Below are 6,762 nucleotides of genomic sequence, written 5' to 3' on the forward strand. Positions count from 1 at the left end.
CCTTCAAGTATTAATATTTTCCCCTTACTTTAAAGAGAAAAAAGTCGAATTTTATATGTAAGAAAAAAAGAGGAATTTGACAGAAAAGATAGAAAATTTTAAAGGTCGGAAATTGTTAGCTTGCTAACTAATTTCTATTAATTGATGTTGGAAGCGTTTTCGGTTGGTTTTAAGTATGGACCATTTAATCTATTTACAGGGGGATGAAGATATTATGAAACAAAAATCTATGGATACGCTAGCTGCACAAATGGAGGACTTTTTTCCGGTACGTGATGTAGATCATTTGGAATTTTACGTAGGGAATGCAAAGCAATCAAGTTATTATCTTGCGAGAGCGTTTGGATTCAAAATTGTAGCTTATTCTGGATTAGAAACAGGAAACCGTGAAAAGGTATCTTATGTTCTTGTGCAAAAAAATATGCGTTTTGTTGTGTCTGGAGCTTTAAGTAGTGATAGTCGTATTGCAGAGTTTGTAAAGACTCATGGTGATGGAGTGAAGGATGTGGCTTTACTTGTTGATGATGTTGATAAAGCATACTCTGAAGCTGTAAAACGTGGCGCTGTTGCGATTGCTCCTCCTGAAGAGTTAACAGATGAGGAAGGTACCTTGAAGAAAGCGGTTATTGGTACGTATGGTGATACAATTCATACGCTTGTAGAGCGTAAAAATTATAAAGGAACATTCATGCCAGGATTTCAAAAGGTAGAGTTCAATATTCCATTTGAAGAATCCGGTTTAATTGCTGTAGACCATGTCGTTGGTAACGTTGAGAAAATGGAAGAATGGGTTAGTTATTATGAGAACGTCATGGGATTTAAACAAATGATTCACTTTGATGATGACGATATTAGCACAGAGTATTCGGCATTAATGTCAAAAGTTATGACGAATGGAAGCCGTATTAAGTTTCCAATTAATGAACCAGCAGACGGAAAAAGAAAGTCACAAATTCAAGAATATCTAGAGTTCTATAACGGAGCGGGTGTACAGCATCTTGCTTTATTAACAAGTGACATTGTAAAAACAATTGAAGTGCTTCGTGCGAATGGCGTGGAGTTTTTAGATACGCCAGATACGTATTACGATGAGTTAACTGCACGAGTGGGGAAAATTGATGAAGAAATTGATAGATTAAAAGAATTGAAGATTCTAGTAGACCGTGACGAAGAAGGTTATTTATTACAAATCTTTACGAAACCAATTGTAGATCGTCCAACTCTATTTATTGAAATCATCCAACGTAAAGGTTCTCGTGGATTTGGCGAAGGGAACTTTAAAGCGTTATTCGAATCAATTGAAAGAGAACAAGAGCGTCGCGGAAATTTATAAAATTTGTATCCACCAGCAAGAGTTCCTTTGTTGGTGGAAATTTCATTTTCATAGGGAGGAATCACGATGAAATTTGTTACATTTCGTCTCCCATCGAAAGAAATGCGAGCTGGATGGCTTGAAGGTGACAAAGTAATCGACATGAATCTTGCGAGTGATGGACAATTACCTTCTTCTATGTTCGCCTTTTTAGAGAAAGCAGATGAGTATGTAGAAGTATTGCGTAATATTAAGAATCCTGAAAAGGGTATATATTCCTTAGAGGAAGTTCAATTAGCAGCGGCAATTCCTAATCCGAGTAGCATTCGAGATTTTTATGCATTTGAGCAGCATGTAAAAACAGCTCGCGGACGAAGAGGGCTAGATGTTGTACCTGAATGGTATGATATCCCGGTTTTTTATTTTACGAACCACCGTGCTGTTATTGGACCAGATGATTTTGTTATTGGTCCGAAGAAGTCTAAAAAGCTTGATTATGAGTTAGAGATTGCTTGCGTAATTGGGAAAGAAGGACGAAACATTTCTCGTGAACAAGCAGAGGAATATATTTTTGGTTACTGCATTATGAACGACTGGAGTGCAAGGGACTTACAAGCAACAGAAATGAAAGTGGGACTCGGTCCAGCGAAAGGAAAAGATTTTGCAACTTCATTAGGAGCGTATCTCGTTACGAAAGAGGAATTAGACGTTTATCGTAACGGTGATCGTTATGAGTTAGAGATGACTGCTCATGTAAATGGGCAACTGTTATCAAAAGGGAATTTCCAAGATATTTATTATGCATTCTCTGAAATGATTGAACGTGCTTCGGAAGATGTTACGTTATATCCAGGGGATGTTATCGGGTCTGGCACAGTAGGAACGGGCTGTATTTTGGAGCTTGGTACGGAAGAGTGGCTGCAAGATGGAGATGTTGTAGAGCTGTCGATTACTGGTTTAGGTACGTTACGTAATACGATCAAAAAAGAAATGGAAGCAGGTGATGGGCATGTTTTATCGTCACATGGGGGAGCTACCTCATAAACGACATGTACAATTTCGTAAAAAAGATGGATCGCTTTATCGTGAGCAGGTAATGGGGACAAAAGGTTTCTCTGGTACCCAGTCTATTTTGTATCATCATTATATGCCAACAGAAGTAGGGCATGCGGCATTATCGCATTCTTGTCAGTTACAGTATGAAGAGGATGTTACTCTTGCTCATCGCCACTTCCGTACGAAAGAAAATAAAAAAACTGGTGATGCAGTAAGCGGAAGAAACTTTATGCTTGGGAATGAGGATTTATTAATTGGAGTAGTGAGTCCAACAGAAAAAATGGATTATTTTTACCGTAATGGTGATGGCGATGAAATGTTATTTGTTCATTATGGAACAGGAAAAATTGAAACGATGTTTGGAACGATTCACTATAGAAAAGGTGATTATGTAACAATTCCAATTGGAACGATTTATCGTGTTATTCCAGATGAGGGAGAGACTAAGTTTCTTGTTGTAGAGGCAAATAGCCAAATTACAACACCAAGTCGCTATCGCAATGAATATGGGCAATTGTTAGAACATAGTCCGTTTTGTGAAAGAGATATGCGTGGACCGGAGAAATTGGAGACATATGATGAAAAAGGTGAGTTTGTCGTAATGACAAAGTCGAGAGGTTATATGCACAAGCATGTGTTAGGGCACCATCCGTTAGATGTTGTTGGATGGGATGGGTATTTATATCCGTGGGTCTTTAATGTGGAGGATTTTGAACCAATTACAGGTCGTATTCATCAGCCACCACCAGTACATCAAACATTCGAAGGGCATAATTTCGTCATTTGCTCTTTCGTACCGCGTTTATACGATTATCATCCAGAATCTATTCCGGCACCATATTATCATAGTAATGTGAATAGTGATGAAGTACTGTACTATGTAGAAGGTAATTTTATGAGCCGAAAAGGTGTAGAAGAAGGTTCTATTACGCTTCATCCAAGCGGGATCCCGCATGGGCCACATCCAGGGAAAACAGAAGCGAGTATAGGGAAGAAAGAGACACTTGAACTGGCTGTTATGATAGATACATTCCGTCCGCTTCGTATTGTAAAACAAGCACATGAGACGGAAGATGAAAAATATATGTATAGCTGGATTGAAGAGGGTTCATATACTGTGAAATAAGTAAAAAGAGGCATGCTCACTACGGGAGCATGCCTCTTTTATGGAATCGACATGTATAATAATACCAAAAAAAGTTATGGAAATATATAGATATGATTGTCTGAATCTTTTTATCGAAAGGATGATAAGAGTATAGTATGTATCTCGATAGTTTTCTGTTTATTTCGACAAAAGTATTGACTAAAAAACATACCGTGGGTAAAATGAAAAAAGTAAATTAAATTTTCAGAAAACTAAAATCATGGAGGAGCACAGTATGAAGCAAATTTTTCAAAAGAAGCCGATTTCAACGTTACTGCAAGAAAGTAAACAAAAGACATTATCGAGAACGTTAGGGGCACTTGATTTAACAATGCTTGGAATCGGAGCAATTGTTGGAACTGGTATTTTTGTTCTTACTGGCGTTGTAGCAGCGAAACATTCTGGACCAGCTATTATATTATCATTTGCTATAGCTGCATTAGCTTGTGCCTTTGCTGCATTTTGTTACGCTGAATTTGCTTCTTCAGTTCCTGTCTCAGGGAGTGTTTACACGTACACGTATGCGACGATGGGAGAAGTATTTGCATTCTTAATTGGATGGGATTTAATGCTCGAGTATTTATTAGCCACATCTGCTGTAGCTAATGGATGGTCAGCGTATTTTCAATCGTTATTAAAGGGATTTGGGATTCATATTCCGACCATTCTCTCCTCGGCCCCTGGTACTGGAAAGGGTGGAATAATTGATTTACCTGCAGTTCTAATTATTCTAGTTATGACGGTTCTTTTATCTAGAGGTGTTCGTGAAAGTGCACGTGTAAATAATATAATGGTATTTATTAAACTAGCAGTTGTTCTCATTTTTATCTTCGCCGGATTTAATTATGTAAAACCTGAAAATTGGACACCTTTTATGCCATTTGGGTTAGATGGTGTAATGGCTGGAGCAGCTACAGTTTTCTTCGCATTCATTGGATTTGATGCTGTATCAACAGCCGCAGAAGAAGTGAAGCGCCCACAACGCGATTTGCCGATTGGAATTATTGCATCGTTACTAGTTTGTACGGTTCTTTACATTGTTGTTTCACTTATTTTGACAGGGATTGTTCCATACGGTCAGTTGAATATATCAGATCCAGTTGCTTTCGCACTTCAATTTATTGGACAAGATAGTTTGGCGGGAGTGATATCAGTAGGAGCAATTACAGGAATTACAACTGTAATGCTAGTTATGATGTATGGGCAAGTTCGTGTTTCATATGCAATGAGCAGAGATGGATTGTTACCGAAGCGTCTTGCTAAAGTTCATCCGAAATTTAAAACACCATTTTTAAATACATGGACAACAGGTATTATTGCAGCACTTATTTCAGGATTAATAGATTTAAATGTTTTAGCACATCTTGTAAATATGGGAACTTTGTCAGCATTTGCACTTGTAGCTGTTGCTGTCATTGTGATGAGACGAACTCATCCTGATTTACCAAGGGCGTTTAAGGCGCCGCTCGTACCATTTTTACCAGCATTAACAGTTATCTTTTGCTTATATTTGATGCTTCAATTATCAGCGACAGCTTGGATTAGTTTTGGTGTTTGGATGGTTATCGGTATAGTAGTTTATTTCGCCTATAGTAGAAAGCGTAGTGTTTTAAATAATAGTAAAAAAGAAGAAGATGTAGCAAATTTATAAATGGAAAAATCCATTCTAATTCTGTTAGGATGGATTTTTATTTTGAAAATTTGCATTTTTCTGAATGTATTATAAGATAATTGTTGGCGAACTAAAGGGGTGAAAATGTGAAAAATACATGGCGTGAGCTAAGAGAGATGGATCGTAACGTATGGATTCGATTTATCGGTGAGACTTTGAACGGAATTGCGATGATGATGTTAATGCCTTTTTTTGCACTATATTTAAAAGATAAGGTAGATTCTTTATTACAAGTTGGGATTATTATGGCGCTTTCTCCAATTGCTGCAAGCTTTGGCTCGCTTATAGGCGGAAGAATAGCTGATATATATGGAAGAAAGCCAATTATGATATTTTCAATGGCGAGTAATGCGTTATTAATGCTCGGTTTTTTATTTATCGAAGGATTTATTCCATACGCTATTTTATCTATTTTTTTAGGGTTAAGTAATTCTTTATTTCATCCAGCAGCATCAGCGATGGTTGCAGATGTGACGGCGCCAGAAAAAAGAACAGAAGCATATGGTTTATTGCGAATGGGACACAATATTGGTGCTGCAATTGGACCGATAATGGGAGCATCAGTAGTTGTTTTATCAAAGAACCTCGTGTTTATTATTGCTTCATCCGCTATGTTGTTTTATGCGCTACTAGTGTTAGTACTTATTAAAGAAACAATGCCAAAAATTACGGATATGACGGAAAAAAATAAAGAGAAGGAATCCGGAGCAGTTTGGAAAATTTTAATGAGAGATAAGGCGTTAATGATTTATTTGTTAGCGGGGATCATTATTTCTATGGGGTTTTCTCAAACAGAAGGCATGTTACCGCTTCACTTTGATAACGAAATGAAGGATATTTTTGGAGTCAACAATCCATACCCATATTTAATGGCATTAAATGGTCTATTAGTTGTTTTATTTCAATTTCAAATTTCAAAATGGGCGACAGATAAACCTGTTGGAAAGACGATGCTATACGGTGCGTGTTTGTTCGGAATTGGTTTGTTTTTTATAGGATGGTTACCGAAGTGGTTTGGAGAATATGATACAAATGCTACAATTATTTTAATGACGTTAATGTTTGTTTATGCCATATATACGTTAGGCGAGATGATTATGTCGCCTATACAGATGACGTTTGTAGCGAATTTGGCCCCTGAGCATTTGAGAGGAACCTATATGGGGGCGGCGAGTTTGCAGTGGATTACAGGAAGTGCATTCGGTCCACTTCTTGGTGGTTTTTTATTGGATCGTTTGCTTGGTCACTACTTATTTACAATTTTAAGTGTAGGGTGTGTAGTTGCAGGCTTTGTATATGTTTCTTTAGATCGTCTTGTTGAGCAGAGGCAAAAAGATACGCCTACAAAACAGTCTTCTTAATAAAATGAAACTTTAATCAATGTTTTTTCACCCTCCACAAATGGTAGGGTAATATAGATGACATACACACAAAGTGGATTTCTACATATTTTAGGTACATAACTAGATTAGATAGCAATTTTGCTTTAAAGTTTAATTTTGTTTAGGTGTGTAGAAATTAAAGAGAAAAAGTGTAGAAAACCAATAAGTGGTGTCTTTTAATTATTTGTGGAAG

5 protein-coding genes are annotated in these 6,762 nt (G+C 37.1%); all 5 read left to right on the top strand.

Annotation, left to right across the window (positions count from 1 at the left end):
* The first annotated feature begins 214 nt into the window (after window positions 1-214).
* The gene (gene hppD, locus AB3X49_RS15475) at window positions 215-1,333 is read left to right on the top strand and encodes a 4-hydroxyphenylpyruvate dioxygenase (protein ID WP_002140158.1); all 1,119 of its coding nucleotides are present in this window, start codon (window positions 215-217) and stop codon (window positions 1,331-1,333) included.
* 66 nt (window positions 1,334-1,399) lie between these two features.
* A complete protein-coding gene (locus AB3X49_RS15480) occupies window positions 1,400-2,356 on the top strand; it encodes a fumarylacetoacetate hydrolase family protein (protein WP_367963157.1) in 957 nt (318 codons plus the stop codon).
* Complete coding sequence (locus tag AB3X49_RS15485; protein ID WP_016095126.1) at window positions 2,322-3,494, top strand: homogentisate 1,2-dioxygenase; 1,173 nt, start codon at window positions 2,322-2,324, stop codon at window positions 3,492-3,494. Before AB3X49_RS15480 ends, AB3X49_RS15485 begins: the two co-directional genes overlap by 35 nt.
* A gap of 256 nt (window positions 3,495-3,750) precedes the next feature.
* On the top strand, window positions 3,751-5,166 hold the full coding sequence (bcaP, locus tag AB3X49_RS15490) for a branched-chain amino acid transporter BcaP (protein WP_002124809.1): 1,416 nt from the start codon (window positions 3,751-3,753) through the stop codon (window positions 5,164-5,166).
* 107 nt (window positions 5,167-5,273) lie between these two features.
* Window positions 5,274-6,548: an MDR family MFS transporter gene (locus tag AB3X49_RS15495; protein WP_367963161.1), complete on the top strand. Its 1,275-nt coding sequence runs from the start codon at window positions 5,274-5,276 to the stop codon at window positions 6,546-6,548.
* The last annotated feature ends 214 nt before the right edge of the window (window positions 6,549-6,762 follow it).

Source organism: Bacillus sp. C30 (assembly GCF_040838255.1).
Taxonomy (GTDB): Bacteria; Bacillota; Bacilli; order Bacillales; family Bacillaceae_G; genus Bacillus_A; species Bacillus_A mycoides.

Excerpts from the sequence above, each read along its gene's own strand:
- AB3X49_RS15480 (WP_367963157.1), top strand. The coding sequence starts at position 1,400 with ATGAAATTTGTTACATTTCGTCTCCCATCGAAAGAAATGCGAGCTGGA.
- bcaP (WP_002124809.1), top strand. The coding sequence starts at position 3,751 with ATGAAGCAAATTTTTCAAAAGAAGCCGATTTCAACGTTACTGCAAGAA.
- AB3X49_RS15485 (WP_016095126.1), top strand. The coding sequence starts at position 2,322 with ATGTTTTATCGTCACATGGGGGAGCTACCTCATAAACGACATGTACAA.
- hppD (WP_002140158.1), top strand. The coding sequence starts at position 215 with ATGAAACAAAAATCTATGGATACGCTAGCTGCACAAATGGAGGACTTT.